This is a genomic window from Ideonella sp. P3_A4, assembly GCF_056403075.1.
The window spans coordinates 1-3361 of sequence record NZ_JBFUGE010000626.1 but is presented as its reverse complement, the minus strand read 5'-3'; the positions used below and the strand labels follow the sequence as shown (position 1 = coordinate 3361).

Genomic DNA, 3361 nt, shown 5'->3' with positions numbered 1-3361 from the left:
CGCTTCTTCGACGGTGGTCGAGTCCTGCGGCAGCCACAGCACATCGCGCTGCGGCTCGGCGGCGGCGACGATGTCCTGGTAGGCCTTGGTCGCGCGCTGCAGGTCGCCCGCTTCCTGGGCCGCCAGTTCCAGCCCCAGCGATTTGGCCGCTTCATGCGCCAGCCGCATCAACCAGGCGTTCTGCTGCGGATCGTGCACGGCCCACACCCGGCGGGCGGCGGGCAGCATGCGGCGCAGCTGGGCGAAGATCAGCGCCGGGTCGGGCGCCAGGCTGTGTACCGTGAAGGCCTGGGCCTGTGCCTCGGGAACGGCCAGCACGCAGCCCGCGACGACGCCGACCGAGCGGTCCAGCGCTTCGGCCACCTTCAGCCCGCTGCGGCCGAGCGCGATGACCACCCGCACCTCGCGCTTGCGCAACTCGTCGACCAGCGCAGGCATCGAGGTTTCGGCACCAACGGCATAGCCGGGGACGGCCTGGCGGGCCTGCTCGCGAATGCCCTCGACGATGCTGGCGAACACCGAGCGGAAAGGCTCGCCGATGTCGGGGTAGACGACCACCAGCGCCTGGCCATCGGCCGCCCACGACGGTAGGCCCGCCGCCAAGGTCCACAGGCCCAGCGCACCCAAGGCTTGCACCCTGCGGCGTTGCAACGGCGGAAGCGGCAGGTTGGGCACGGGGCGCTTGGGGGGCGGCGATTCAGGCGGTGGGGCCGTCGGAATCTAGCACTCCGGTGCGCGGCCGGGCCCCGGGTTTGTCGTGCGGGTGACAGCGACTATCAGGGCTTCACCCCTCTGTGATCGGCATCTGGGCCTGCCTATCATGCGTATCAACCCTGACAGGAGAACACCATGTCCGCACTTGCCGGCCAGATGATGAACATGCCGCTGTTGATCTCGTCGCTGATCCGCCATGCCGCTCGGCACGCGGCGGACACCGAGATCGTTTCGAAGCGGGTGGAAGGCGATCTGCACCGCACCAACTGGGCCCAGGTCGAGTCTCGATCACGCAAAGTGGCGCAGGCGCTGGCCCGCCTGGGCTGCGGCAGCGGCGACCGGGTGGCCACGCTGGCCTGGAACGGCTACCGCCACCTCGAGCTGTACTACGGCGTGTCGGGCTCGGGCCTGGTGCTGCACACGATCAACCCGCGCCTGTTCCCCGAGCAGATCGCCTGGATCGCCAACGACGCGGCCGACAGCGTGCTGTGTTTCGACCTGACCTTCTTGCCGCTGGTCGAAAAGCTCGCGCCCGAGCTGAAGACCGTCAAGCATTTGGTGCTGATGACGGACCGAGCCCACATGCCGGCCAGCACCGGCTTGGCGAACCTGCGCTGCTACGAAGAGCTGGTCGAGGCCGAGAACGGCAACTACGCCTGGCCGGCGCTGGACGAGAACGCTGCGTCGAGCATCTGCTACACCTCGGGCACCACGGGCCACCCCAAGGGCGCCGTCTACAGCCAGCGCTCCACCGTGCTGCACGCTTATGGCTCGGCGCTGCCGGATGCGATGGATTGCTCGGCCAAGGACGTGATCCTGCCGGTGGTGCCGATGTTCCACGTCAACGCCTGGGGCCTGCCGTATTCGGGCGCGCTGGTCGGCTGCAAGCTGGTCTTCCCCGGCCCGCACCTGGACGGCAAGTCGCTGTTCGAGCTGTTCGAGGAAGAGAAGGTCAGCTTCTCGGCCGGCGTGCCCACGGTGTGGTTGGGCCTGCTGACCTACATGAAGACCAACGGCTTGAAGTTCAGCACCTTCAAGCGCACGGTGATCGGCGGCTCGGCCTGCCCGCCGGCGATGATGAAGACGCTGCAGGACGACTTCGGCGTCGAGGTGATCCACGCCTGGGGCATGACCGAGCTGAGCCCGCTGGGCACCTTGTCCAAGCTGACTTCGAAGCAAGACGCGCTGCCGCGCGAGGCCCAGCAGCGCTTGTTGGAAAAGCAGGGTCGGGTGATCTACGGCATCGACATGGCGATCGTCGACGACGATGGCAAGGGGCTGCCGTGGGACGGCGTGGCCGCCGGCAACCTGGTGGTGCGCGGAGCCTGGGTCATCAACAGCTACTTCGGCCATGCCGGCGAATCGCCGCTGGTCACGGTCGACGGCGAGCCGGGCTGGTTCCCGACCGGCGACGTGGCGACCATCGACGCCGACGGCTTCATGCAGATCACCGACCGCAGCAAGGACGTGATCAAGTCGGGCGGCGAATGGATCAGCTCGATCGACCTCGAGAACATCGCGATGTCGCACCCGGGCGTGCACGAGGCCGCGGCGATCGCCTGCAAACACCCGAAGTGGGACGAGCGGCCGCTGCTGGTGGTGGTGCCCAAGCCCGGCTCCACCGTCACGCGCGATGAGCTGCTGGCGTTCTTCGAAGGCAAGATCGCCAAGTGGCAGATCCCGGACGACGTGGCCTTCGTCGCCGAGATCCCACACACGGCCACTGGCAAGGTGCAAAAGCTCAAGCTGCGAGACCAGTTCAAGGCCTATCGATTGCCGACGGCCTGAGTCACAGGGCCGCGCTGTCTCGCCGGCGACAGCGCCGTTCGGGGAACCCCCAGAGCCGGCCCAAGGCAATCGCCGCTACCGTCTGCACTTGCAGGACAGCACTTAGGAGACATCATGGCAACGCGACGTTCTTGGTCTCTGGCGATGGGCGCGGCGCTGCTGCTGCAAGCGGGGCTGGCCTGTGCACAGGCGGGTGAGACGGTGAAGATCGCCTTCATCGATCCGCAATCGGGCCCGTTCGCCAACATCGGGCAGAACATCCTGCGCACCTTCCAGCTGGCCGCCGAGCGTGCCAGTGCCAAGGGCGGCGTGAAGTACGAGGTGGTGGCCTTCGACAACAAGGCCTCGCCGCAGGAAAGCCTGAACGTGCTGAAGGCCGCGATCGACCAGGGCTTCCGCTACGTGGCGCAAGGCAACGGCTCGGGCGCCGCGGCGGCGATCCTCGACGCGGTCAACAAGCACAACGAGCGCAACCCCGGCAAAGAGGTGGTGTTCTTCAACTATGCGGCGGTTGATCCTTCGCTGACGAATGACAAGTGCAGCTTCTGGCACTTCCGCTTCGATGCCGACACCTCGATGAAGATGGAGGCGATGGTCACCGCGATGTCGGAGGACCCGACGGTGAAGAAGGTCTACATCATCGGCCAGAACTACGCCCATGGCCAGCAGGTTTCGCGTTATGCGAAAGAGATCATCGCCCGCAAGACGCCGGCCGTGCAGGTGGTGGGTGACGAGTTGCACCCACTGGGCCAGGTGAAGGACTTCGCGCCTTACGTCGCCAAGATCAAGCAAAGCGGTGCCGACACGGTGATCACCGGCAACTGGGGCCAGGACCTGGCGCTGTTGATCAAGGCAGCCA

Annotated in this window: 2 protein-coding genes and 1 pseudogene; 2 read left to right on the top strand and 1 reads right to left on the bottom strand. The window is 66.7% G+C overall.

Translation table 11 applies throughout. The annotated features are described in order from the left end of the window. Positions 1-675: pseudogene (locus AC1DYI_RS30130) on the bottom strand (hypothetical protein); the annotation flags it as partial. A 174-nt stretch (positions 676-849) separates the two neighbouring features. On the opposite strand from AC1DYI_RS30130, the gene AC1DYI_RS30125 reads away from it, so the two are divergent. After that, complete coding sequence (locus tag AC1DYI_RS30125) at positions 850-2502, top strand: 3-(methylthio)propionyl-CoA ligase (RefSeq protein WP_477207797.1); 1653 nt, start codon at positions 850-852, stop codon at positions 2500-2502. Between the two features lie 114 nt (positions 2503-2616). After that, positions 2617-3361 (top strand): ABC transporter substrate-binding protein (locus AC1DYI_RS30120; RefSeq protein WP_477207796.1); only part of this gene is annotated, 745 nt, incomplete at its 3' end.

What these genes read in the sequence shown, in the direction of transcription:
- AC1DYI_RS30125 (WP_477207797.1), top strand. Translation starts at nt 850, where the DNA reads ATGTCCGCACTTGCCGGCCAGATGATGAACATGCCGCTGTTGATCTCG.